This is a genomic window from Bradyrhizobium sp. Pha-3 (genome assembly GCF_042258615.1).
Classification (GTDB): domain Bacteria; phylum Pseudomonadota; class Alphaproteobacteria; order Rhizobiales; family Xanthobacteraceae; genus Bradyrhizobium.
This window is the reverse complement of the sequence record NZ_CP170152.1, coordinates 5470898-5493318: the sequence shown is the minus strand read 5'-3', so window position 1 is coordinate 5493318 and position 22421 is coordinate 5470898. Positions and strand designations below refer to the sequence as shown.

Below are 22421 nucleotides of genomic sequence, written 5' to 3'. Positions count from 1 at the left end.
GCCAACGGGTCCGCCCGCAGGGCGGCCCGATGACAGGCTCCGCGTAACCCGCCGAAACGGTTGCTGGCGAAGCGGATTACGCCTTCCGCCTTTGCTCGTCGCACGACGGCGGAGGTGGTCGGCTGCGACGATGAGAAGATAATGCCATGCTCCCTGAGGGACGAATTGCAGTGCGATTATTTCAGAGCGCTGCGACAAGCAGCCTATTCCGACCAAAGCAGTCTGCGATCTCAGAACAAACCTACCGACGCAAGGTCACACCCGGTCGCGCGGCAAGTATTGACCGGGAGCCGCACGGTCCCTATTGGCGGCCACGGAGAATTCCGATGCAACGATACGGGATGGGCTCGATGCAAGTGACTTTGATGAAGGGCAAGATTCATCGCGCGCGTGTCACCGAGGCGGACTTGCACTACGAGGGCTCGATCTCGATCGACCGCAACCTGATCGAGGCCGCCGGCTTCCTGATCAACGAACGCGTCGACATCTACAACATCGACACCGGCGCGCGCTTCTCGACCTATGTGATCGAGGCGCAAGCGGGCTCCGGCACCATCGGCCTCAACGGTGCCGCCGCGCGCCTCGCCATGGCTGGCGACAAGGTCATCATCGTCGCCTATGCCGGCTTCGAAGCCGAGGAGGCGCGCAGGTTTCGCCCGCGCGTGGTGATGGTGGACGAGAAGAACCGGCGGGTGGAGGCGGGTGAGGTTTCGGCTGGTGCTGCGTTGGCTGAGGCCTAGATCGCGGCGTCGTTTAGCTGCATAGGGCAGTTAGTGAAGCATAACCCGCCGCGACTGCCGTACTGATTGCTAGTTCTCTGTGCTGCGCGATTGAGGCGATAAGCTTGGATTTACGAGTTGCATGCCTGGCAGCGTGATTTGCCATTTTCCATTGCCAACGGAAGCGATGAGGCCTCGATTCTTCATGCGATGAAGGGTCGTTCGAAATGTTCCTTCCCTCAATGTGCCAACGATCAAGCATGCATCTCGGTAGAGGGATGTTGTGCCTCGTACCCTGCCTGTTTGCGCTAAGGCTTCGAGTACTGAACTCTCGACCAGCACGCGTCCAAGACTGTTCTTACGTGTAACGTCTACTCGCTTCACCAGTGCATTTTGCCGGCGCGCCTTAAGCAGCATCTGCTCGAATGAGTGAATCTCGTTTTGGAGCTCACGTATTTTGGCTTGCCGCGATGCAATCTCTTCGCGGATTCGCTTTTCAAGTTCGGCGGCGGTGGCTTGGTCGCGGAAATCGGTCATGTTTCAGTTGTGTATTTTGTAACGCGAGATGCAAGAAACTTCTTTCCACAGCCACGATTTTTCAATGCCTTAGTGACCCTAGGCGAATCATGGAAAAAATGTTAGTGACGCAACGTCATTCGACGTTGCGTCACTAACATTTTCGACGCGTTACAGAAACGAGATGCGTTGCCGAATGTCATTTCGTGTGTAGAGTCGCCGTAGGCGACTGTTGCGCGTTGACACCGTTGCGCGCGTCGCTATGAAAAAAGGGCACCAGCGAATATTGCTGGCGCCCTTTCGTCGTTGTGACCCTAAATCGTACGGGCGGATTGCCCACGGCGACAACGGATCTCAGTCTTCGCACGTTTGAGATATCCGGAAAGGTCTCAGAAGGCAACCCTGCCCAAAGAGGAGGCCTTTGTGGCCAGTTTCACTACGCGTGTAGAACTCCATAATGCAGATTGGAGCGACTACGAATTGTTGCACAAGAAGATGGCGATGCACGGCTTTTCGCGCGTCATCGCATCTGACGACGGCAAGCGCTACCAATTGCCGCCGGCAGAATACAACTTCGAGGGAGCATCGAGCCGGGCGGATGTGTTGGCCAAGGCGAAAGCTGCGGCAGCGCAGGTCAAAACTTCGTATGCCGTGTTTGTTACGGAGTCGGCTGGCCGGACGTGGTCTGGTCTTGATGCCGCCTAGCGACTGGTCGAGACGAGCCTGTTGAAGAAAGGGTGGCCTTTCCGCCACCCTTTATTCGCGGGGTTCTAAGTATGCGAAGCGATATGCGGGATTGATCTTGCGAGTTGCGTGTCGGCCCCCGGATGTCGCTTCGCTCATCCGGGCTACGCTTGCTCCGTTCCGCCTTCCAGCGCCGCCAAGCCAATGCAGCGTAGGCGACGCTCCGCTACTGGACTTCGTCGCCGTCCTGGAAACGGTCGTAGACCCTGTCGCAGGCGTGGCACATGAACTTGTGGCCGACTGGAAAGAGCTTCTGTTGATTGCAGAAAGAGCAGACCTCGCTCAAGAACGAAGTTTGCCGAGTGACGGGATTTGACGATAATTTCTCCCGAACCTCGTCGGCGATCTTCCGGACCCGAGCTGCAACCGCCGGTCTTGCCAGTTCCTCCTGCACCTGCTCGAAATAGATGCGCGCGGCAGGCAAGCTGACGCCAGCCTGAACTGACACCTCGTCGGCCGAGGAGAGTCCGCGTGCGGTGTCGTCGTTGATCAGGAACGCCGCGCCGAAGACCATGGCCTGGTGCTCGGCCGACTTGAACTTGGGAATCCAGATCGGGGTTACGTTGCCGACGCGACGCCGTGGGAGCGTCGCTCCCTTTACCAACCGATCGACGTGAAGAACGGCATGGCCGAGCTCATGGGCAATGGTGTAGCGAGCATAACCATCACCCATGAATGCCTTGTGCCGGATTCGCCTAGGAATCTTCACGACGATGCATGCGCCATCGTAGATGGTCAGCCCCGAATCGTCCGGGAGTTCGGCATCGGACACTACTTCGAGCCTAAACGGCTTTTTTCCGCGAACAGTCCAGATCTCGTTGACTGACTCGAGAGCAAGAGGGTCGACCCGCTCGGAGTTCTCCCACCCCAGAAAGCGGCGGAGAGCCTTCGCGTGCTCGTGGACCTCGAGATCACGGAGCGGATCAACTATGAAATCGTCACTCGACATAGAATTGACCTCGTCGAAACGAACAATTCTTCACTCAGTAATGCCTCAGGCACTTGGCCGTTGGGCCGGTAGATGCTGCCGGCGAGAGGCCATCCGGGCCTCCCGTCGGCTGGAAACCTCGCGATTTTGCGAGGAATCCGTGGATTTGTAGGCCCCGCGATCACGGGCGTCAGAGTGGGAGTCGCGGGCGTTCTTTCGTGAAAACTACAACAGCAGCAACCCACCGCCTCACGAACACCCCGTCGTGCTGCCGCAAGTATCGCACTTCATGCACGTGCCATTCCGCACCAGCGTGAAGTTGCCGCACTCCGAGCACATCTCGCCTTCGTAGCCCTTGGCCTTCGCTTCGGCACGACGCTCCGCCTTGCTTGGTGCGGCGGCTGCGGCGGTGCCGGGCTTGCTCCAGTTCAGTGCCTCGAGCTTCTCGGTCGGCGACAGGTCGTGGCTGACCTCCTGCTTCAGGGCGACTGCACCCTCGATGGTGTCGGAGACGCCGCGGGCGGTGGCGCCGTGCGGGGCGAGCGCGGTGACGCGATTGCCGCCGGCGGGCGCGTTGTCGGCGTTGCCGCTGACTGCGGCCGAGCCGCCGCGCATGACGACGAGGTTGTCGGTGCGCGAACGGGTCAGGCCCTTCGACACATACTTCGTCGCCTGCTGGGCGGGGGCCTCATCCGGCTCCTTGCCTTCCTCGACGCCCTTGCCGAGCGCGTCGAAGCCAGACTCGTTCGGATCGACATGGGCGAGGTCGAAGCGGCTCATATAGCTCACCGCGAGCTCGCGGAAGACATAGTCGAGAATCGAGGTCGCGTACTTGATCGAGTCGTTGCCCTGCACCGGACCCGCGGGCTCGAAGCGGGTGAAGGTGAAGGCGTCGACATATTCTTCCAGCGGCACGCCGTATTGCAGACCGAGCGAGACCGCGATCGCAAAGTTGTTGATGAAGGAGCGCAGCGCCGCGCCTTCCTTGTGCATGTCGATGAAGATCTCGCCGAGCCGGCCGTCGTCGTATTCGCCGGTGCGGAGATAGACCTTGTGGCCGCCGACAACAGCCTTCTGGGTGTAACCCTTGCGGCGGTCCGGCATCTTCTCGCGCTCGCGCATCACGATGATGCGCTCGACCAGCTTCTCGACGATCTTCTCCGAGACCTGGGCGGCACGCGCCGCCATCGGCTTCTCGTAGAGCGCCTCCACCGCATCGTCCTCGTCCTCATCGTCGGAGATGAGCTGCGAGTTGAGCGGCTGCGACAGTTTTGAGCCGTCGCGGTACAGCGCGTTGGCCTTCAGCGCCAGCTTCCACGACAGCAGGTAGGCGGACTTGCAGTCCTCCACCGTGGCGTCGTTCGGCATGTTGATGGTCTTGGAGATCGCGCCCGAAATGAACGGCTGGGAGGCCGCCATCATCCGGATGTGGCTCTCGACCGACAGATAGCGTTTTCCAATTTTGCCGCACGGGTTGGCGCAGTCGAACACCGGATAGTGCTCGGCCTTCAGATGCGGGGCGCCTTCGACCGTCATGGCGCCGCAGATGTGGACGTTGGCAGCCTCGATCTCGCGCTTGGAGAAGCCGACCGCCGAGAGCAGGTCGAAGCCGGGGGCGGCAATGGCTTCCGCGCCGATGCCGAGCTGGTCGCGGATGAAGTCCTCGCCGAACGTCCACTTGTTGAAGGCGAACTTGATGTCGAACGCGGTCGGCAGCGCCTTCTCGACCTTGGCAATGGCTTCATCGGTGAAGCCTTTTGCCTTGAGGGTCGTGGCGTTGATGCCGGGGGCATTCGACAGCGAGCCGTGGCCGACGGCGTAGGCCTCGATCTCCGCGATATCAGCTTCGCGATAGCCGAGCGCGCGCAGCGCTGCCGGCACCGCCTGGTTGATGATCTTGAAGTAGCCGCCGCCGGCGAGCTTCTTGAACTTCACCAGCGCGAAATCAGGCTCGATGCCGGTGGTGTCGCAATCCATCACGAGGCCGATGGTGCCGGTCGGCGCCACCACGGTGGTCTGGGCATTGCGATAGCCGTTGACCTCGCCGAGGGCGAGGGCGTCGTCCCACGCCAGCTTGGCATGTGCGACGATGTCGGCCTGCGGGCAGGACTCGTGGTCGAGCGCCACCGGATTGACGGCGAGCGCCTCATAGCCGCGGCTTTCACCGTGGGCGGCGCGGCGGTGGTTGCGGATCACGCGCAGCATGTGGGCCGCGTTCTTCTTGTAGCCCGGGAAGGTGCCGAGCTCGGCCGCCATCTCGGCCGAGGTCTTGTAGGAGATGCCGGTCATCACAGCGGTCAGCGCGCCGCAGAGCGAACGGCCTTCCTTCGAGTCATAGGGCAGGCCCATGGTCATGAGCAGGCCGCCGATGTTGGCGAAGCCGAGGCCGAGGGTGCGGAACTCGTAGGACAGCTCGGCGATCGCCTTCGACGGGAACTGGGCCATCATGACGGAGATTTCGAGCACGATGGTCCAGAGCCGGCAGAGGTGCTCGTAGGACTCGATGTCGAACCGCTTGGTGGTCGAGCTGTAGAACGTCAGCAGATTGGCGGAGGCGAGGTTGCACGCCGTGTCGTCCAGGAACATGTATTCCGAGCACGGATTGGACGCGCGGATGTCGCCGGACGCCTTGCAGGTGTGCCAGTCGTTCATCGTGGTGTTGAAGTGCAGGCCGGGATCGGCCGACGCCCAGGCGGCGTAACCGATCTTCTCCCAGAGGTCGCGCGCCTTCAGCGTTTTTGTGACTTTCTTGGTCGTGCGACCGACCAGGTTCCAGTCGCCGTCGGTCTCGACCGCGCGCAGAAAATCATCCTTGAGCGACACCGAGTTGTTGGAGTTCTGGCCGGAGACGGTGAGGTACGCTTCCGAATCCCAGTCGGTGTCGTAGATGTCGAACGAGATCTCCTTGTAGCCCTGCTTGGCGAACTGGATGACGCGCTTGATGTAGTTGTCGGGCACGAGGTTGCGGCGCGCGAGCTTGATCTCGCGGCGGAGCGCCGGGTTCTTCTCGGGATCGAAGCAATCGTCGCCACTGCCTTCGCAGTTGACGCAGGCCTTCATCACGGCCTTGAGGTGCTTCTGGTTGATCTTGGAGCCGGTGACGAGGGCGGCGACCTTCTGCTCCTCCTTCACCTTCCAGTCGATATAGGTCTCGATGTCGGGGTGATCGGCATCGACCACGACCATCTTGGCGGCGCGGCGGGTGGTGCCGCCCGACTTGATCGCGCCCGCGGCGCGGTCGCCGATCTTGAGGAAGCTCATCAGGCCGGACGAGCGGCCGCCGCCGGACAGCTTTTCGCCTTCGCCGCGCAGGCTGGAGAAGTTGGAGCCGGTGCCGGAGCCGTACTTGAACAGGCGCGCTTCACGCACCCAGAGGTCCATGATGCCGCCCTCGTTGACGAGGTCATCGCCGACGCCCTGGATGAAGCAGGCATGCGGCTGCGGATGCTCATAGGCCGACTTCGACTTGGTGAGCTTGCCGGTCTTCCAGTCGACATAGTAGTGGCCCTGGCCGGGACCATCGACGCCATAGGCCCAGTGCAGCCCGGTGTTGAACCACTGCGGCGAGTTCGGCGCGACCATCTGTTTCGCGAGCTGGAAACGCAGCTCGTCGAAGAAGGCCAGCGCATCTTCTTCGGTGGAGAAGTAGCCGCCCTTCCAGCCCCAATAGGTCCAGCAGCCGGCGAGGCGATCGAACACCTGCTTGGCCGAGGTCTCGCCGACGATGCGCTCGTTCTCGGGCAGGGTGGCGAGTGCGTCGGTGTCGGGCACCGAGCGCCACAGCCATGACGGCACGGTCTCTTCCTCGACCTTCTTCAGGCGCGCGGCAACACCGGCTTTGCGGAAATACTTCTGCGCCAGCACGTCGGAGGCGACCTGCGACCAGAACTCCGGAACCTCGACGTTCTCGGCGCGGAACACGACCGAGCCGTCCGGGTTGCGGATCTCAGATGTGGTCAGGCGGAAATTGATCCCGGCATAGGGAGACTGTCCGCTGGTGGTGTTGCGTCGTTCGATTCGCATGGTCGAGCCCCGTCTCTTCTTCTGCCCGGTCCCACGTTTCGCCGCAGGTTACCGGAATGTTGTCTGTTCGCGGACTCAGGGAAAATGCGTCAGCACGCCTCCCGTCATCCGCAGCTCAGCCGGTGGATCCGGCCTGTTTCTCTCATCCGTCAGGCGCCGGTTTGACCCGGCCCTGCGGCGGCATGATCCCAAGGCGGCGCCCGACTGGTCGGGTCCTCCGGGTCATGCATTCAACGCCCCAAAACGCTTCACGCGACACGTCACGCCAACGCTTCTCGCGGGCCGGTTACGGCCTCTGTTTCCGGGTCCTTCTCGGCCCGTTCTGTCGTCCCTACAGCGGCCCAAAATCAGGGCAGACAAGCCCTTCACCCGCGGCCCGAAGGCCTGGCGGAGTGGTCATTTTGGAACCCTTGTGGGAGCGACCGGCGGGGACCCAAACACACTCGCGCCGAACAGGTTGAAAGCTAGGCCATGTCCGTTGCGCCCGTCAAGGACTAGTACGAGTTTCTGAATCAAACACTAAATATGGTGGAAGGAGGGGGATAACAGGGGGCGGTGCCGCGCCTGTGATCGAGCCAACTATCGGTGAGTCCTCAGGGATTCCCAAGCCAAAAAAATTCGCTCCGCCTGTGGATTGGAGTTTCGCCCCGCTGTTCACAGGCGAAGTTTTTATTCGCCGCGGCGGATTGAATTTTGGGGACTCACGTAAGCCTACGGGCAAACTACGGATCAGGCATGTCAGAGCCGTGATGGTCGGGCGACAAAATCGCGGGCAAGGTGCGGCCGACTCACTCCTCTTCATACCCTTGCTCTTCATACCCTTGCCGGGTTCCATGACAGACCAGAAGCCTCACGGGCGGCCGCGCCTTGCGCCCGCCGGCCTGATGTTCCTCGCCATCACCTCGGTGGGCTGGGGGTTCAACTGGCCGTCCACCAAGTTCCTGCTCAGCGAGCTGCCGCCGCTGACCTTGCGCGGCGCCACCGGCGTGATCGGCGCCGTGCTGCTGGCGGCGCTGGCGCTGATCCGTGGCCAGAGCCTGCATGTCGAGGCCCGGCTGTGGCCGCGCCTCGTGCTGTATGCGGCGCTCAACGTCTCCGGCTGGATGGTGCTGATGGGGCTGGCGCTGCTGTGGCTGCCGGCGAGCGAGACCGCATTGATTGCCTACACCATGCCGGTGTGGGCTTCGCTGCTGGCCTGGCCGGTGCTCGGCGAGCGGCCGACGTGGCTTCGGACCATTGCGCTGGTGATGGCGTTCGCCGGGCTCGCGGCGATCATGGGCGGCAACGGGATTTCCGCGAGCAAGGACAAGCTGCCGGGAATCATCATGGCGCTCGGCGGCGCGTTCGGCTTTGCGCTCGGCACGGTGCTGGCGAAGAAATACCCGCTGGTGATGCCGCCGATCCCGGCCGCGGCCTGGCAGATCGGGCTCGGCTGCGTGCCGATCGCGATCATCGGCCTCCTGATCGAGACCACGCATCTCGATCGGGTCACGACGGTCGGCTGGTGGCTGCTGGTCTATTCGACGCTGATCCAGTTCTGCGTCGCCTATGTCGCGTGGTTTGCCGCGCTCGCCCGCCTGCCGGCCTCGGTGGCGGCGATCGGCACCATGGCGGTGCCGGTGATCGGCGTGATCGCTTCCGCCGTCGCGCTGCACGAGCCGCTCGGGCCGACCCAGATCACAGCGCTGCTGTTCACGCTCGCCGGCGTCGCGCTGGCGACAAGGTAGCTCGCATCCCGCTCCGCGGCAGCGCTAGAAGACGTCCAACCCCGTCATCCCCGCGCAAAGGCTTTGCCTTTGTCGCTGGAGGAGCCGCGCAGCGGCGTCTCGAAGGATGCACGGCCACCAGCCGGGCCGTCGACCCTTCGAGACGCGCGCGATGCGCGCTCCTCAGGATGACGGGGTTGATGGATCGGGCACGCGTCACATCACTCGCCCAGCGCCTGTTGCAGCATGCTGGCGAGCTGCGCCTTGCGATAGGGTTTTGCCAGCAGCAGCACGCCTTCGTCGAGGCGGCCGTGATGCACGATCGCGTTCTCGGTATAGCCGGAGGTGTAGAGCACCTTGAGGCCGGGCCGCCGCTTTGTCACTTCGTCGGCGAGCTGCCGGCCGTTCATGCCGCCGGGCATGATGACGTCGGTGAACAAGAGGTCGAACTTCTCGCCCTTGTCGACCAGCGCCAGCGCGGCGCGGGCGTCGGGCACCGCGATGGTCTTGTAGCCGAGGGTGCCAAGCTGCGTGACCACGTAGTTGCGCACCAGCTGGTCGTCTTCCACGACCAGGATGACCTCGGTGCCGCGCCGCACCGGCTCCGGCGCAGGCGCCTCGACCTCGACCTGGCCGCGGGCAGGGGGCAGATAGAGCTTGATCGTGGTGCCGTGGCCTTCCTCGCTGTAGATCTTGATGTGGCCGCCGGACTGCTTGACGAAGCCGTACACCATGCTCATGCCGAGGCCGGAGCCCTTGCCGACCTCCTTGGTGGTGAAGAACGGCTCGAACACCTTGTCCTGCACCGCGAGCGACATGCCGGTGCCGGTGTCGCTGACCGCGAGCAGCACGTAACGGCCCGGCGTGATGTCGGGATTAACAGCCGCATAAGTGTCGTCGAGCACGATGTTGCTGGTCTCGAACAACAGCTTGCCGCCGTTCGGCATCGCATCGCGGGAGTTGATCGCCATGTTGAGCAGCGAGTTGGCAAGCTGCGACGGGTCGATGTGAACGCTGGCGACATCGGGCGCGAGCACCGAGTCGATCTCGATCTGCTCGCCGAGCGTCGGCCGCAGCAGCTTGGCGATATCGACCACGGTGCCGTTGATGTCGACGGTGCGCGGCTCCAGCGGCTGGCGGCGGGCGAAGGCGAGCAGATGCTGGATCAGCTCGCGGCAGCGCTCGGCGGCGCGGTCGATCAGCTCGGCGGTTTGCGCGAGCTTCGGCTGGCCGCGCAGGCTGTCGACCAGCGTCTCGGTGGTGCCGGTGATGACCGTCAGCATGTTGTTGAAGTCGTGTGCGACGCCGCCGGTCAGCTTGCCGATGGCGTCGAGCTTCTGCGCCTGCTGCAGCTTGTGCTCGGTTTCGCGCGAGGCGGTGATGTCGTGATAGATCAGCGCCGCGCCGGTGACGGTGTTGTCGCCGTCGCGCAGCGGCCGGCCCGACACCACGAGATGAATCTCCGGCGCGCCGCGCACCGGCCGGGCGACGAATTCCAGCCCGTCGAATTCCTCGCCGCGCAGTGCCTTGGCCGAGGGCATGTCGTCGGCCTGCATCGGCGTGACGCCGTCGGCCTGGAACACGTTGCTCATGGCGCGCAGCTGCCGGACCGTCATGCCCGGCTTGTAGCGCAGCATCTTCTCGGCGGCCGGGTTCGAGAGCAGCACGGTGCCGGCGCCGTCGATCACCAGCACCGCCTCCGCCATGGTGCGGAACGTGGTTTCCATCACCGAGGTGGAACGGCGGAGCCCTTCGAGCGCGGCGCCGAGATCCTTGGTGCGTTCGGCCACCTTGCCCTCGAGCGACAGATTGGTCGCCTTGGTCGCGCTGAGCGCGCCCTGCAGTTCGCGGCTGGCGCGCCGCGCCGCCAGCGTCAGCGCGACCGCGAGCAGCAGGATCATCACCACGCCGGCAAGGTCGACCGCCAGCAACAGCCGCCCATTGGTCTTCGACTGTTCGGTGCGAATCCCGAGCAGGCGGCGCTCTTCAGTGACCAAGCGGTCGAGCGCCGCACCGACCTGGTCCATCAGCGCGCGGCTCTCGCCCGCCGAGATCAGCGCCGCCGCGCCGGCGGTATCGCCCGCCGTGCGCAACCTGATCAGTTCGGCACCGAGCGCAATGGCGCGCGCGACGTCTGCCCTGGTGCCCGTGATCAGCCGCGCTTCCTCCGGGGCCGACTGCACCGCAGCCATCAAATCGTCGAAGGCGGCGGTGAGGGTGGTGCTCTGCTGGCGAAACTCTTCGGCAAAGGACGCGTCGCCCGTCAGTGCGAACCCGCGCGCCGCGCTCTCGACGCCGCGCGGCAGCGAACGCGCATCCGAAATGCGCTTGAGGATGCCGAGTGCGTGATCGACCGAATCAATCTCGCTGCGCGACTTGACGTCCAGCCCGATCGACGCCGCGCTGATGACGAGGAGGATCGCAAGGCCGCTGCCGAGGATGAGACGCTGGGAAACCATCGACGATTAGTACGAGCAATTACTTGGAAAGACGAGCAGAAGGAGCGGACTTCGCAAGACATTCGTTAACGGCGGCAATCAGCGCCTGCGGGGTAAACGGCTTGCGCAGGCAGGCCGACGCGCCGAGCTCGATCGTCATCCGCAGGAAATCCGGCGCACGGTCGGCATTGGCGAAGGCATAGCCGGACATCGCGATCACGGGAATATGGGGGGCGCGCTCGTGAAAGACGCGGATCGCCTCGAAACCGCGCATATGCGGCATGAAGACGTCGACCAGCATGACGTCGAACGACGCCTTGTCCAGCGCGCGCATGCCCGCTTCACCGCCATCCGCGACGGTGACGTCGAAGCCCTGGCGCTGCAAACACACCTCGATGGCGACGCACACCATCGGGTCGTCATCGACCACGAGAACGCTCGGCACGATGCATCCTCTTCCTGCGGCCTCGCGTGCCGGCGACTCGCTTGGCCCGTCTGCCGATTAAGGCGGAACCTGGATGGAAAGTCTGTATCATAGAATGCATATGCTGTTTGCTGACAAGCAGATTTCCAGCTAGCCCTGACGCCATCACTTGTATTTGTCCGCCCACATTACGACGGGTCCATGACCGCAGTTCCAGTCGCCGGCCGCGCCCCGCCGTCACCGCTCGGCCTCGCATTCCTGGTGGTCGCGTCGACCGGCTGGGGTCTCAACTTCCCGATCATGAAGTTCCTGCTCACGGAGTGGCCGCCGCTGTCCTCGCGCGGGCTCTGCGGCGTGGTCGGCGCGATCGCACTCGGTCTGGTAGCGGTTGCACGCGGACAGAAGCTGCGCGTCCCCGACGGCATGTGGTTGCGGCTTGCCCTGGTGTCGACGCTTTCGATCGGCGGCTGGGTCGCGTCGATGGGCCTGGCTCTGATCTGGCTGCGGGCCAGCGAGGCGGCCGTGCTCGGGATCTCGATTCCGGTGTGGGTCGCGCTGGTGGCATGGCCGGTGCTCGGCGAGCGCATCTCGCTGCCGCGTGCGCTCGCGCTTGGCGTGGCGCTTGCCGGAATCGCGGCGCTGATCGGCGGTGGCGGTCTCGACGCGAGCCTCGGCAAGTTGCCGGGCATCCTGTTCGCGCTCGCCGGCGCGCTCTGCGTCGGGCTTGGCACGGTGCTGACCAAGTCCTTCAAGCTCGCAATGCCGCCGCTGTCGCTCGCCGCCTGGCAGCTCGCGATCGGCTGCGTGCCGATCGCCATCGCCGGCGTCCTGATCGAGCAGCCGCAGCTTGCCGCGCTGTCGCAGTTCGGCTGGGCGTCGATGGTCTACATGACGCTGATCCAGTTCTGTCTCTGCTATGTCTGCTGGTTCGCGGCGCTGGAGCGGCTGCCGGCGGCGACCGCGTCGATCGGTACGCTGCTGGTGCCGATCGTCGGCGTGCTGGCGGCAGCGGCCATGCTGCGCGAGCCGCTCAGCGCGAGCGACATCGCGGCGCTCGTGGTGACCTTCGCAGCCGTCGCGGTGGCGCTCCGGACATGAAAAAGGGCGGCGTTGCCGCCGCCCTTCGCCAACTCAGGCATTGAGGCCGTTACGGGCAGGGGTGCCGCAGGCCGTCAAAGCCCAGATAGGTGCCCGAACCCGGGTCGTAGGACCTGTAGCGCTGCGCGCAATAGCTCGCGTCGCCGCCCGGCGCGGCCTCTACGGCCACAGGCGCGCTGTCGTCGTAATAGCCGTAGCTGTCGTCATAGTAGCTGGGGCCGTAGCCGTAATAGCCGGAGCCGTAATACGCGCCCGAGGCGAGCGCGCCGCCGACGACTGCACCCGCAACCGCGCCCGGCCAGAAGCCGCCGCCACGGTGATAGCCGCCGTGCCAGCCGCCACCGCCGCCGCCGTGCCAACCTCCGCCGCCGCCACCGGCCCAGCGGCCGCCGCCACCACCGCCTTGCCAGCCGCCGCCACCGCCCATCGCAGCACCACGGCCGCCGCCAAAGCCACCACCGCCGCCGCCGACATGGCCGCCGCCGCCGCCGCCGCCGCGCGCACCACCGCCACCGCCCATCGCGCCCATCTGTGCGGCAGATTGCGCGAACGAAACGGTCGGCGCCACAGCCAACGGCAGCGCAAGCGCCAGCGCCGCGGCGGTGCTCAGAACCTTCATATTGATCATTTTGGACTCCATCAAAACGGACAATGTCTAACCATCTCTGCGGTCGGACGTTCCCGCGTTTCACATTGACTGTCCGTCATCTTTGCTTGACCGGCGGCGCATGTATGGCAGGTGAACAAAACTCCTTGTGACCGCGTCATTTGGTCGCCAAACGGGCCCGTAGCCCGGGCCCATTCCGGGAGTGCCAGGCTACCTTGGCGGCGGCTGGACATTTGGAGATTCAGGTGGCATCAGAGCCGGACTGCCTCGAACCGACCGGCCACGCATGAAACAATTCCTGCTGAAATTCTTCACCTGGTGGAACGGCCAGACCTTTGGCACGCAATTTTGGACCTCGCGCTACGGCGAACTGGTCGGCGAGGACGAGCAGGGCAATCGCTACTACCGGACCAAGGGCGGCGAGATCGATCCGACGCTGCATTTCGAGCGCCGCTGGGTGGTCTATAACGGCTATGCCGAAGCGTCCCGGATTCCGGCCGGCTGGCACGGCTGGCTGCATCACACGGTTGATGTGCCCCCGACCGAGGACAAGTACGCGCCGCGGGAATGGGAAAAGCCGCATCTGCCGAACATGACCGGCACTGCGCAGGCCTACCGTCCGTCCGGCTCGACGCTGGCCAGCGGCCGCCGCCCCAAGGCGACCGGCGACTATCACGCCTGGACGCCGGGAAGCTGAGCTTCACGCATTGTTGTTTCTGCCGTGCGCTGCGTAACGCCGCGCGTGCGTCGCACGCGTATCTGTGGCAGCGCACGCTCGCCTGTGGCAACGCAAGTGCGTGCCTGTGGACAACGGTAACAGCGGGGACAGGTGCGCCGCATCCGATGCTGTGCGCTTGCACTGTGCGCGTCTTCGCGGCTCAATGAAGCCATCTTACGGAGATGGGAAACCATCGCGTCGGATCGGGCTCCAGATCGCGACTGTCCCGATAAGCAGCGGCCTCCGAGTTGGATGCGGCCGGGAGATAGGCCCCCGGTGCAGACGTCCTGAAATCGCCCGCAAATGTGAGGCCACCGTGAGACAGGAAGGGCCGCTCGGGAAACCGGGCGGCCTTTTTCTTTCGCAGGACGGCTGAAGGCGTCAGGGCGCCCCCTTGCTTTGGGCAAACGGCCTCGCAACGTCGCGAACGCAATCGGCAAACACTTGCGCGACCGGGCTCAGCGCTCGGCCCTTCAGGGTGAAAATCGCCGTCGGCAGATGCCATCGCGGCAATGCGACAGGCAACGCCTTGAGCAGAGCAGCTCCGGGGCCGAATCGTAGCGCCGAGCCCGGAACGAGCGTGAGGTAGCGCCCGGTGGCGAGCAGGCTGATGCGCAGGTTTAACGAGTTGCTGAAGATCGTTGCGGCGGGGATCGGCAGGTTCGCGGCACGGAATGCTTCGACGAACGGCGAGCCGGACTCCACTTCCAGCGTCGACAGGATCCACGGTGCGTCGACGAACTCTGACAGCGTCAGCTTGCGGCGGCGCGACCAGGGGCTTTGCGGGCCGGCGACGACGGCAAGCGGCTCGTAGAACAGCGGCTGCATGTCGATGTCGTAGTCCGGCGTCTCCGTCAGCAGCCGCGAGATTACGATTTCGCATTGACGCTCCCGGAGCAAGTTGAACTGATGGAGCGCAGTGCCTTGCTCCAGCCTGACGCGCAGGCGCGGCAGTCGCTTTGAAAGCCGCTCGATGGCTGCCGGCACGAGGCCGGCGGCCCACACCTCGGTGCAGGCAATGCGCAGCTCGCCCGCCTGGGGATCGGCGAGAAACGCGATCTCCTCGACGCTTTGCCGAAGTTCATCGAACACCGCGGTGCCGCGCTTGAGCAGCGCCTTGCCGAACAGCGTCGGCTCGACGCCGCGAGCCGTGCGGTCGAGCAGTGTCACGCCGAGCATCTGTTCGAGATTGGCGATCGTGCGCGAGATCACCGGCCGCGAGATCGCCAGGCGCTCGGCAGCCTTCGCCATGCTGCTCTCCTCGACCACCGTCATGAAGACGTGGAGGTCGCGAGGCTTGAGAGAACGCCCAACCCTGTCGGCCCAGCGCATATGACGTACCTAAACGGCTACCGGCCTGTCTCATAATCGATCTTGTGGATACTCCTGTTTTCGCGCTGACTCCAGCTCCGGGCCTGAATTCTCGGCCCGGGCCCGCTCGATACACAGGAGATGGTGATGGGGCACATTCGCGTCGTAGCCACGGCGTTCGTATTGGCGATGGGCGCCACGGCCTGCGGCGCGGCCGAGGTCGCCGTTCTCAGCACGCCGACCATGAAGGGGGCCTTCAATGAGCTGGCACCGGCGTTCACGCGCGCAACCGGCCATACGCTTGTCCTGACCTTTGAAGGTGTGCCGGTGCTGAAGCGGCAGATCGAAGCGGGCGAGAAGTTCGATGCCGCCGTCTTGCTGCCTGCGGCGGTCGATGATCTTGCGCGGCTGGGCAGGATCGCCGCGGGTTCGCGATCGGACTTCGCCCGCACGGCTGCCGGTGTGGCGATTCGCGCGGGTGCGCCGAAGCCTCAGGTCGCCTCCCGCGATGACCTCAAGCGAACATTGCTGGCGGCGACAACGATCGCCTATTCGAGCGACAGCGTGAGCGGAAGCTATTTTCTTCGCTTGCTCGATCGCCTCGGAATTGAAGGCGAAGTGAAGCCGAGGCTTTTGGCTGTCACAGGGCGGAGCCCGGTCGATGCCGTCGCGCGCGGCGAAGCGGAGCTCACGGTGATTACCGTGCCGAACATCGTGGGTGTCGAGGGCGTTGCTCTCGCAGGGGTGCTACCAGACGAGCTGCAGAACTACACCACGTTCAGCGTCGGTATCAGCGCCAACGCCAGCGAGCCGAAGGCCGCCGAGCAACTGATCGCATTCCTGCACTCGCCGGTGGCGGTTGCTGCGATACGGAGCAGGGGACTGGAGCCCGTTGCCCCCTGAAGCTCTGTGCTCGCGGCCGACGGCGATTGTCGCGAGGAACGATCAGGACGCCCCCTGGCCGAGCCGTGCCGCGGCGCGGCTCATCAATTCGCCCCGGCGCGCGTGTGCCGGTCCCATCCGCTCCTTCATGAAGGCGAGGATCTCGGCCGGCGCGGTATCGGGCGAGCCGGCATTGAACGGCGGGGCCGGGTTGTATTCGAGCCTGAGCTGGATCGCTTCCGCGGTCTTGCGATCGACGAGCTCGGACACCAGCGTCAGCGCGAAATCGATGCCGGCGGTGACGCCGCCGCCGGTGAAGCGGTTGCGGTCGACGCAGACGCGCGTCCTGGTCGGGATGGCTCCGAAGCCCGACAGGAAATCGATCGCACTCCAATGCGTGGTGGCGCGATAGCCCTTCAGCAGACCGGCGGCGCCGAGCACCAGCGAGCCCGTGCAGACCGACGTGACGTATTTCGCTCCCTCGGCCTGCTTGCGCAGGAAGGCGAGCATCTCCTCGTCGCCGGCCATGTCGTCGGTGCCGAACCCGCCGGGCACGCAGATCACGTCGAGCTGCGGGCAGTCGGCAAAGGTCGTGGTCGGCGTCAGGACCATGACGGAGTCGGTCGGAACGGGTTCGATCCGTTTCCAGATCAGATGCACCTTGGCGCCGGGGACCGAGGAGAACACCTGCAGCGGGCCGGTCAGGTCGAGCTGGGTCACCTTCGGGAAGACGAGCAATCCAATTTGCAGGGGTTCGGACATCGGAGGTCTCCAAATAGCGCTTGACGGAACCACGATGCCATGGTGGCCTCTTGTCCAAAATGGCATAATTCCCTCATTTTCGGACGTTGCCGCCCCCTCCGAAGATCTGGCATTGCGAGGATTTGGCAGATGATCGGCATCCTGATCTTTCCCGACTTCCAGCTGCTCGACGCGGCCGGCCCGATCGCGGCGTTCGAGATCGCGGCGCGGTTCGCCAACAACCCGCCGGCGATCAGGACGATCGCGGTGAAGGCCGGGCCGGTGCGCTCTTCGTCCGGCGTCGAGATGCTGGCGCGCGGCTTCAAGCCGTCGGCGGCGATCACGACGCTGATCATCGCGGGCGGCAACGGCGTGCGCACGCCGGCGACCTGTCCGGTCACGCTGTCATTCGTGCGGCGGATGGCGAGCCGCGGCATCCGCGTCGCCAGCGTCTGCTCGGGCGCCTATGTGCTGGCCGAGGCCGGCCTTCTCGACGGCCGCCGCGCCACCACGCATTGGCAGCGCACACCGCATTTCGTGAAGACCTATCCGAAGGTCAAGCTCGAGCCGGACCAGATCTTCGTCCGCGACGGCAACATCTGGAGCTCGGCGGGCATCACCGCCGGCATCGACCTCGCGCTCGCCATGATCACCGAAGACTACGGCGACGAGGTCGCGCAGAACACCGCGCGGCAGCTCGTGCTGTACCATCGGCGCAGCGGCGGACAGTCGCAGTTTTCCTCGCTGCTGGAATTGAAGGCGCCGAACGGCCGGTTCGGGCCGCTGCTCGCCTGGGCGCGCGAGCATCTCGACGCGCCGCTGACGGTCGAGGATCTCGCCGACAAGGCCGGGATGAGCTCGCGGCATTTCACCCGCGCCTTCATCGCGGAGACCGGCACCACGCCGTCGAAAGCGGTGGAGCGGCTGAGGATCGAAGTTGCGCGGCAGCGCGTGCAGTCGTCGGGCGAGGCGATCGAGCGCGTCGCCGAGATCACCGGCTTCCGCGATCCGGAGCGGATGCGCCGCGCCTTCATCCGCGCCTTCGGCCAGCCGCCGCAATCGCTGCGCCGGGCATCGCGCGCGGGGTAGGTCATCGGCTCCGGCAACTCCGGCGCGTTGTTGGAAAGAAGGGGAATGATTCCAACGGCGAAGCGTACACAGCTGCCGATGAGGAACCGTCGCCAACCTCACCGGCGCTGCCGGCAGAGGCAATTTGAGTTTGGGACAAGCTCGTTGTCCGATCTGACACGATCCATGCTGTCGTTGCACGGATGAACCGGCGCAAGGTTCCTGTGACCTACGTTAAGTGGGCGTTGGGGACCCGAGGAGGTTCTACATGACAAAGCATCGAACGATTACCGGGTTCGTGGCCGTCGCCCTGCTGGCTGTCACTGCAACGGCCGCGACGATGAGGTCGCACGCGTCCCGGACCGAGGGCGTTGCCGTCGCCCACACCGACGCGCTCCCGGCTATGGATTTTAGCGACCGCTGGTCCCCGATATCCGCTTTGCCGCCGGCAACTGACATGGCCGAGCGCGCACCTGACGTGCGTTAAATCGGTCGTAGATCCGGCTCATCGCGGACACCTCGCGTGCAGAGATTAGCGCAGCACGAGCGCCCCGCCGAAGCGGGGCCAGATGTTGAACGACTTGATCTTGAACGACTTGATCTCAAACGACTTGGTCTTGAATAGAACTAACGGTTCCGCGGCGCCGGAATAGCGCAGCCATTCACCTTACACGCGATCAGCCCGATCGCTGAAAATCCACGGATGGCCGAGCACGAAACGTGCCCGAGCCGAAATATCAGTTGCTCAATGTGTCGGTCGCGATCTTCTTCTTGAGTGCTTCGCAGGTATTCCTGACCTCCGTGGTCATCAACGAGACGGCTTCGATCTGCAGGAAGAAACGCTTGCCCTGATCGCGGTAACCTGCGGCGAACTCCTTGATTTCCGCGATCATGTCATGGACGCCGGCCACCATGACCTCGCAGTTCTTGGCGGCCAACTGCAGTTCCGTTCCAAGGGCCTCGATCTCTTTCACCGCCGCTTCGTATTCGCGCACGACCGCCTCGGCCGATAGCTTGCCCACCTCGTTGACGCCGTTGCGATGCTCGACGTAGTCCGGCATCGGTGAGAGCGGCCGAATGTTGCCGCGTGGTCGATGCGAACTCACCGTTTCGATTTCGCCCTCCGTAGTTTCCAACGGGGCGCGGGCGAGGACTTCTGCACTAACACTCATGCGAACGCTCCATAAGTTGTTACGGCGAATGGAGTTTATCAATGTCAACGGATTTGTCTCGCTTTTCCACAAGTTTGAGGAAGTCCAATTGTGCACCGCAGCACGACGAGTTCCACATTTGCCTCAATGCGGCGCGTCGGGATGCCAGCCGAGCAGGGCCAGCATCACGAAGAAGCCGACGACGTAGGCCACCATGATCGGCCAGCCCTGGGTGATCCAGCGGACCACCGACTTGGCTTCCGGATACATGTTGGACACCGCAACGCCCGCGGACGAACCGAACCAGACCATCGATCCGCCAAATCCGACCGCGTAGGCGAGAAAGCCCCAGTCGTAGCCGCCTTGCCTGAGCGCCAGCGCGGTCAGGGGAATGTTGTCGAACACCGACGAGATGAAGCCGAGCCCGAGCGCGGTCTGCCATGATGCGGCCGGCAGCTTCTCCACCGGCATCATCGAGGCCGCCGTCACCAGCGCGAGCAGGAACACGGTGCCCTTGAACGTCTCGGGCATCACCGACCAGTCCGGCCGCCGCAGCAGCGAGGTGATGAGGATTGCGGCCCAGACCGCGAGCCCGAGCACGGGCAGCGCGTCCAATAGCGTGGGGAATTTCAGATTGGCCGTCACATTGGCACTCAGCGCGGCGAGCAAAATCACCGCTACGATCGCAACCCGGGCCCAGTCGATGGTAAGGCCGGACGGCGCATCCTTCACGATCGGGGAATAGCGGTGCTGCTGCAGCGAGGCCGGCACCGCAAACACCAGCATCGCGACGATGGCTGCAACATAGGCGTCGACGACGGTGAGCGGGCTGACGCCGTCGATCCACATCATCGTCGTCGTGGTGTCACCGACGACGCTGCCGGCGCCGCCGGCATTCGATGCGGCAACGATCGCCGCGAGGTAGCCGATATGGACGCGGCCCCGGAAGACGGAGCGCGCGACGGTGCCGCCGATCAGCGCGGCCGCGATATTGTCGAGGAAAGCTGACAGCACGAACACGATCACCAGCAGGACCAGTCCGCCCTTCCAGTCGTCAGGCAGCAGCGCCGGCATCTCGTCCGGGATGCGGCTCTCCTCGAAATGCCGCGACAGCAGCGCAAATCCCATCAGGAGCAGGAACAGGTTCGCGAGCGTGACCCACTCATGCTCCATCTGGTGCACGAGACCGGGCAGGCCCGTGCCGAATCTTGCGAAGCCCGTGAACATCAGCTTGTAGGCGACGATCGCGGCAAGGCCCGTCAATGCCACGGCGAGCGTATGGTGATGGAAGATCGCGACGCCGAGCAGCGTCAGCGCGAACAGGATGAAATCGAGCGGGATACCGTAGACGAGGATGGGCGTGAACAAGACGATCTCGATGGCTGGAGTGCCCGGTGGCGCGAAGCGTGTCCGGCCGCACTATCGCGCGGCGCGGGGAACTTCAAGGCGCGCTAACGCCGCAAGCTGCGCGCGCCATGCACTCCGAGCCTCGATCGAGAGGGCGACGCTGCAAGCGCGTCGTCCCCGATCGGATCGCTAGCCTAGTGTCTTCAACCAGGCGCTGATCTCGGTCACCGCGACATTGGCCTGGTTGAGCAGCTTGCCCATGGTGAAGAAGCCATGGAACTGGCCGGGGAAATGCCGGTAGGTCACGGGCACGCCGGCATCCCTGAGGAATTTTGCATACTCGTCGCCTTCGTCGCGCAAGGGATCGGCGCCGGCGGTCAGCACATAGGCAGGCGGCAATCCGGCAAAGTCTTTCGCGCGCGCGGGCGAAGCGCGCCAGTCGCTGTTGTCGGCGTCGCCGAGATAGTGGTCGCCGAACCAGCCGATCACCGAATGCGTCAGGAGGATGCTGGTCTCGGGCTCGCGGTGCGAGGGATGCTTCCGCGAGAAATCGGTGGCGGGATAGACCAGCAGCTGGGCGGCGAGCTTCGGTCCGCCGTCGCGGGCGGTGAGGGCAATCACGGCCGCAAGATTGCCGCCGGCACTGTCGCCACCGACGATCAGGCGCGTGGCATCGATGCCGAGATCCCCGGCGTTGGCGGCGACCCATTTGGTCGCGGTGACGGCGTCGTCCACCGCAGCAGGGAAGCGGTGCTCGGGCGCGAGCCGGTAGTCGATCGAGATCACGATCAGCTCGCCCTCATGGGCAAGCTTCTGGCAAACCACCTCATGGGTGTCGAGATCGCCGATCACCCAGCCGCCGCCATGGAAGAACAGCAGGCACGGCGCGAGTCCGCCCTTCTTGCGCAGCGTCTTCGGCGTGTAGATGCGGGCCGGGATGCTGCCGTGCGGCGCCGGGATCGCAAGCGCCTTGCTCGATTCAAGCGCCGGCGGCTCGGGATTGGAGACGACGCGGGCGGCGCGATAATAGTCGCGCGCTTCCGGTGCGGTCAGCGTCTCGTAAGCGGGGCGGCCGGCCTCCTGGAACGCCTTGTAGACGGCAGCGGCATCGGGATCGAGAACGACGGGCATAGGCAACGAACCTTCTTGTGATGCTGAACTGAACTGTCAGGCGGCGGTGCGGCCGCCGTCGACGGTGTAGGCGGAGCCGGAGACGTAGCTTGCCTCGTCGGAAGCGAGGAAGGCGACGATCGATGCGACCTCGCTCGCGAGGCCGAGCCGGCGCGCCGGGATGCGGTCGACGATCTTCTCGACCGGCGGCGGCGCGTTGCCGGAACGTCCCTGCAGGATGGTGCTCAGCATCCGGCTCTCGATCATGCCGGGGCAGACGCAATTGACGCGCACGCCGGTGCCGGAGCATTCCCAGGCCGCGCTCTTGGTCAGCCCGATCACCGCATGCTTGCTGGCGCTGTAGACCGCGATCATCGGCGATCCCATCAGGCCGGCGATCGAGGCGGTGTTGATGATGCTGCCCTTGTTCTGCTTCAGCATCACCGGCAGCACATGCTTCATGCCGAGGAAGACGCCGACGACATTGACGTCGAGCACCCGGCGAAAGCTCTCCAGCGAGTATTCCGCGATCGGCCTGATGTCGCCCTCGATGCCGGCGTTGTTGTAAAAGGCGTCGATGGCGCCGAAGCGGTCGACGGCGGCGCGGACATAGTCCTTGACCTCGTCCTCATCGGTGACGTCGGCGGTGATCGCGAGGGCCTCGGCCGAGGCGGGCAGGTCCTTGATGGCGGCTTTGAGGTCGGCCTTCTTGCGGTCGACCGCGACAATCCGCGCCCCGCGCTCGGCGAGCAGCTGGAGCGTGGCGGTTCCGATGACGCCGGCAGCCCCGGTGACGACGGCAACCCGGCCGTCGAGCCTGATGCGATCTGGCATGTCTGGGTTTCCTCTGGCTGGTCCGGTTCGATCCGGATTTTCTCAGGTTTTCGCGC

19 protein-coding genes are annotated in these 22421 nt (G+C 64.6%); 7 read left to right on the top strand and 12 right to left on the bottom strand.

The features are described 5' to 3' along the window. Positions 1–350 precede the first annotated feature (350 nt). Positions 351–740: an aspartate 1-decarboxylase gene (gene panD / locus ACE10Z_RS26100; RefSeq protein WP_375783325.1), complete on the top strand. Its 390-nt coding sequence runs from the start codon at positions 351–353 to the stop codon at positions 738–740. Positions 741–809: 69 nt separating this feature from the next. Here panD and ACE10Z_RS26095 read toward each other — a convergent pair whose 3' ends face one another. Continuing rightward, complete coding sequence (locus tag ACE10Z_RS26095; protein WP_375783324.1) at positions 810–1256, bottom strand: hypothetical protein; 447 nt, start codon at positions 1254–1256, stop codon at positions 810–812. Positions 1257–1658: 402 nt separating this feature from the next. On the opposite strand from ACE10Z_RS26095, the gene ACE10Z_RS26090 reads away from it, so the two are divergent. Beyond that, on the top strand, positions 1659–1940 hold the full coding sequence (locus tag ACE10Z_RS26090; RefSeq protein ID WP_375783323.1) for a hypothetical protein: 282 nt from the start codon (positions 1659–1661) through the stop codon (positions 1938–1940). A gap of 205 nt (positions 1941–2145) precedes the next feature. Here ACE10Z_RS26090 and ACE10Z_RS26085 read toward each other — a convergent pair whose 3' ends face one another. Together ACE10Z_RS26085 and ACE10Z_RS26080 are read right to left on the bottom strand one after the other, a co-directional pair. Next, positions 2146–2928 (bottom strand): ImmA/IrrE family metallo-endopeptidase, encoded by a 783-nt coding sequence (locus ACE10Z_RS26085; protein WP_375783322.1) that lies wholly within the window; start codon positions 2926–2928, stop codon positions 2146–2148. 228 nt (positions 2929–3156) lie between these two features. Next, positions 3157–6930: a vitamin B12-dependent ribonucleotide reductase gene (locus ACE10Z_RS26080; RefSeq protein ID WP_375783321.1), complete on the bottom strand. Its 3774-nt coding sequence runs from the start codon at positions 6928–6930 to the stop codon at positions 3157–3159. 833 nt (positions 6931–7763) lie between these two features. On the opposite strand from ACE10Z_RS26080, the gene ACE10Z_RS26075 reads away from it, so the two are divergent. Next, positions 7764–8657 (top strand): DMT family transporter, encoded by an 894-nt coding sequence (locus ACE10Z_RS26075; RefSeq protein ID WP_375783320.1) that lies wholly within the window; start codon positions 7764–7766, stop codon positions 8655–8657. A 200-nt stretch (positions 8658–8857) separates the two neighbouring features. Here ACE10Z_RS26075 and ACE10Z_RS26070 read toward each other — a convergent pair whose 3' ends face one another. After that, positions 8858–11095: a CHASE3 domain-containing protein gene (locus tag ACE10Z_RS26070; RefSeq protein WP_375783319.1), complete on the bottom strand. Its 2238-nt coding sequence runs from the start codon at positions 11093–11095 to the stop codon at positions 8858–8860. A gap of 19 nt (positions 11096–11114) precedes the next feature. Continuing rightward, positions 11115–11519, bottom strand: a complete 405-nt coding sequence (locus ACE10Z_RS26065; RefSeq protein ID WP_092113679.1) for a response regulator — start codon at positions 11517–11519, stop codon at positions 11115–11117. A 180-nt stretch (positions 11520–11699) separates the two neighbouring features. Between ACE10Z_RS26065 and ACE10Z_RS26060 the strand changes: the two genes are divergently transcribed. After that, the gene (locus tag ACE10Z_RS26060; RefSeq protein WP_375783318.1) at positions 11700–12596 is read left to right on the top strand and encodes a DMT family transporter; all 897 of its coding nucleotides are present in this window, start codon (positions 11700–11702) and stop codon (positions 12594–12596) included. 49 nt (positions 12597–12645) lie between these two features. On the opposite strand, the gene ACE10Z_RS26055 is transcribed toward ACE10Z_RS26060, so the two are convergent. Beyond that, positions 12646–13224 (bottom strand): BA14K family protein, encoded by a 579-nt coding sequence (locus tag ACE10Z_RS26055; RefSeq protein ID WP_375783317.1) that lies wholly within the window; start codon positions 13222–13224, stop codon positions 12646–12648. A 265-nt stretch (positions 13225–13489) separates the two neighbouring features. Here ACE10Z_RS26055 and ACE10Z_RS26050 point away from each other — a divergent pair, with 265 nt between their 5' ends. Further along, the gene (locus ACE10Z_RS26050; RefSeq protein WP_298363605.1) at positions 13490–13900 is read left to right on the top strand and encodes an NADH:ubiquinone oxidoreductase subunit NDUFA12; all 411 of its coding nucleotides are present in this window, start codon (positions 13490–13492) and stop codon (positions 13898–13900) included. A 402-nt stretch (positions 13901–14302) separates the two neighbouring features. Here the strand turns inward: ACE10Z_RS26050 and ACE10Z_RS26045 are convergent, their stop codons facing one another. Beyond that, positions 14303–15172, bottom strand: coding sequence for a LysR family transcriptional regulator (locus tag ACE10Z_RS26045; protein WP_375783316.1), 870 nt, complete (start codon positions 15170–15172; stop codon positions 14303–14305). Between the two features lie 207 nt (positions 15173–15379). Here ACE10Z_RS26045 and ACE10Z_RS26040 point away from each other — a divergent pair, with 207 nt between their 5' ends. Continuing rightward, positions 15380–16135, top strand: coding sequence for a molybdate ABC transporter substrate-binding protein (locus ACE10Z_RS26040; protein ID WP_375783315.1), 756 nt, complete (start codon positions 15380–15382; stop codon positions 16133–16135). Between the two features lie 42 nt (positions 16136–16177). Here ACE10Z_RS26040 and ACE10Z_RS26035 read toward each other — a convergent pair whose 3' ends face one another. Continuing rightward, positions 16178–16876, bottom strand: coding sequence for a DJ-1/PfpI family protein (locus ACE10Z_RS26035; protein ID WP_375783314.1), 699 nt, complete (start codon positions 16874–16876; stop codon positions 16178–16180). 129 nt (positions 16877–17005) lie between these two features. Between ACE10Z_RS26035 and ACE10Z_RS26030 the strand changes: the two genes are divergently transcribed. Then, positions 17006–17944: a GlxA family transcriptional regulator gene (locus ACE10Z_RS26030; RefSeq protein ID WP_375783313.1), complete on the top strand. Its 939-nt coding sequence runs from the start codon at positions 17006–17008 to the stop codon at positions 17942–17944. Positions 17945–18660: 716 nt separating this feature from the next. Here ACE10Z_RS26030 and ACE10Z_RS26025 read toward each other — a convergent pair. From ACE10Z_RS26025 to ACE10Z_RS26010, 4 genes are all read right to left on the bottom strand, one after another. Further along, positions 18661–19095, bottom strand: a complete 435-nt coding sequence (locus ACE10Z_RS26025) for a hypothetical protein (protein WP_375783312.1) — start codon at positions 19093–19095, stop codon at positions 18661–18663. 123 nt (positions 19096–19218) lie between these two features. Beyond that, complete coding sequence (locus ACE10Z_RS26020) at positions 19219–20442, bottom strand: SLC13 family permease (protein WP_375783311.1); 1224 nt, start codon at positions 20440–20442, stop codon at positions 19219–19221. A gap of 168 nt (positions 20443–20610) precedes the next feature. Beyond that, positions 20611–21552 (bottom strand): alpha/beta hydrolase, encoded by a 942-nt coding sequence (locus ACE10Z_RS26015; protein ID WP_375783310.1) that lies wholly within the window; start codon positions 21550–21552, stop codon positions 20611–20613. Positions 21553–21588: 36 nt separating this feature from the next. Beyond that, on the bottom strand, positions 21589–22365 hold the full coding sequence (locus ACE10Z_RS26010; protein ID WP_375783309.1) for an SDR family NAD(P)-dependent oxidoreductase: 777 nt from the start codon (positions 22363–22365) through the stop codon (positions 21589–21591). Positions 22366–22421: the final 56 nt, after the last annotated feature.

What these genes read in the sequence shown, in the direction of transcription:
- ACE10Z_RS26060 (WP_375783318.1), top strand. Translation starts at nt 11,700, where the DNA reads ATGACCGCAGTTCCAGTCGCCGGCCGCGCCCCGCCGTCACCGCTCGGC.
- ACE10Z_RS26045 (WP_375783316.1), bottom strand. Translation starts at nt 15,172, where the DNA reads ATGGCGAAGGCTGCCGAGCGCCTGGCGATCTCGCGGCCGGTGATCTCG.
- ACE10Z_RS26040 (WP_375783315.1), top strand. Translation starts at nt 15,380, where the DNA reads ATGGGGCACATTCGCGTCGTAGCCACGGCGTTCGTATTGGCGATGGGC.
- ACE10Z_RS26085 (WP_375783322.1), bottom strand. Translation starts at nt 2,928, where the DNA reads ATGTCGAGTGACGATTTCATAGTTGATCCGCTCCGTGATCTCGAGGTC.
- ACE10Z_RS26025 (WP_375783312.1), bottom strand. Translation starts at nt 19,095, where the DNA reads ATGAGTGTTAGTGCAGAAGTCCTCGCCCGCGCCCCGTTGGAAACTACG.
- ACE10Z_RS26075 (WP_375783320.1), top strand. Translation starts at nt 7,764, where the DNA reads ATGACAGACCAGAAGCCTCACGGGCGGCCGCGCCTTGCGCCCGCCGGC.
- panD (WP_375783325.1), top strand. Translation starts at nt 351, where the DNA reads ATGCAAGTGACTTTGATGAAGGGCAAGATTCATCGCGCGCGTGTCACC.
- ACE10Z_RS26070 (WP_375783319.1), bottom strand. Translation starts at nt 11,095, where the DNA reads ATGGTTTCCCAGCGTCTCATCCTCGGCAGCGGCCTTGCGATCCTCCTC.
- ACE10Z_RS26030 (WP_375783313.1), top strand. Translation starts at nt 17,006, where the DNA reads ATGATCGGCATCCTGATCTTTCCCGACTTCCAGCTGCTCGACGCGGCC.
- ACE10Z_RS26080 (WP_375783321.1), bottom strand. Translation starts at nt 6,930, where the DNA reads ATGCGAATCGAACGACGCAACACCACCAGCGGACAGTCTCCCTATGCC.
- ACE10Z_RS26015 (WP_375783310.1), bottom strand. Translation starts at nt 21,552, where the DNA reads ATGCCCGTCGTTCTCGATCCCGATGCCGCTGCCGTCTACAAGGCGTTC.
- ACE10Z_RS26035 (WP_375783314.1), bottom strand. Translation starts at nt 16,876, where the DNA reads ATGTCCGAACCCCTGCAAATTGGATTGCTCGTCTTCCCGAAGGTGACC.
- ACE10Z_RS26050 (WP_298363605.1), top strand. Translation starts at nt 13,490, where the DNA reads ATGAAACAATTCCTGCTGAAATTCTTCACCTGGTGGAACGGCCAGACC.
- ACE10Z_RS26055 (WP_375783317.1), bottom strand. Translation starts at nt 13,224, where the DNA reads ATGATCAATATGAAGGTTCTGAGCACCGCCGCGGCGCTGGCGCTTGCG.
- ACE10Z_RS26010 (WP_375783309.1), bottom strand. Translation starts at nt 22,365, where the DNA reads ATGCCAGATCGCATCAGGCTCGACGGCCGGGTTGCCGTCGTCACCGGG.
- ACE10Z_RS26095 (WP_375783324.1), bottom strand. Translation starts at nt 1,256, where the DNA reads ATGACCGATTTCCGCGACCAAGCCACCGCCGCCGAACTTGAAAAGCGA.